The sequence below is a fragment of the Mycobacterium sp. E740 genome (assembly GCF_001672895.1).
Taxonomy (GTDB): Bacteria; Actinomycetota; Actinomycetes; order Mycobacteriales; family Mycobacteriaceae; genus Mycobacterium.
This window is the reverse complement of the sequence record NZ_LZKP01000204.1, coordinates 1-1,034: the sequence shown is the minus strand read 5'-3', so window position 1 is coordinate 1,034 and position 1,034 is coordinate 1. Positions and strand designations below refer to the sequence as shown.

Below are 1,034 nucleotides of genomic sequence, written 5' to 3'. Positions count from 1 at the left end.
GCCCCACAACTAATCGCCACCGCCTCCGGCGCACGACCCACCCGCTCACCAAACAACACCGGAATCGACACCGACGCGGTTGGGGGCCCGGCCAACGCGGCGCGGTTGCCGATGCCGTCGAGGTTTGCGTGCTCGACCTCGTCGAGGACGTCCAGCGCCGAAAGCCGCTGCCCCGCATCAGCGGTCATCACCACCAGCACGCGGCGCAGGCGCTCGATCAACGCCTCCACGCTGGGGGCGTCGAACACGTCGGTGCGGTACTCGACCGCCCCGGAGATGCCCGCGGGCTCACCGTCGGCAGTCCAGGATTCGGCCAGTGAGAACGTCAGGTCCATGCGGGCGGTCTGGGTGTCCGCGGGCAGGGGCGTGACCTGAAGATCGCCGAACGGCAGCGCGTCGGCGCCGTCAGTGACGTGCCGGGCGAAGTTCTGCCAGGCAAGCATGACCTGCACCAGGGGATGGTGGGTCAGCGAGCGGGCCGGCTTGAGCCGCTCGACCAGCATTTCGAACGGCACATCCTGATGTTCGTAGGCGGCCAGGCTGCGCGTGCGGACCTGGGCCAACAGCTCGGCCACCGTGGGGTTGCCGGTCAGGTCGGCCCGCAGCACCAAGGTGTTGACGAAGAAGCCCACCAAGTCGTCCAGCGCGGTGTCGCGGCGGCCGGCGATCGGAAAGCCAACGGCCACATCGGAACTGGTGGTCAACTTGGCGAGCAACACCGCGAGGGCGGCCTGCATCACCATGAAGCTGGTCGCGTTGTGCGCACGAGCGAGCTCGCGGACTTGCTGCTGCAGTTCGACCGGCCAGTTCAGGGTGACCCAGGCGCCGCGGTAGTCGGCGACGGGTGGGTAGGGCCGGTCGGTGGGTAGTTGCAGCTGTTCGGGCATGCCGGCCAGGGCCTGTTCCCAGTAGGCGAGCTGGGCGGCGATGCGGCTGTCGGGGTCGTCGATCTCGCCGAGTTGTGCGCGCTGCCAGAGCGTGTAGTCGACGTACTGCACCGGCAGCGGCGCCCAGTCCGGGGCGTGGCCGGCGCT

At 69.3% G+C, this 1,034-nt stretch carries 1 protein-coding gene; it reads right to left on the bottom strand.

What is annotated here, in order from left to right; all coding sequences use genetic code 11:
- The coding region (locus A5663_RS20015) for a condensation domain-containing protein (protein WP_231976847.1) at nt 1-1,034 on the bottom strand (1,034 nt) is incomplete at both ends.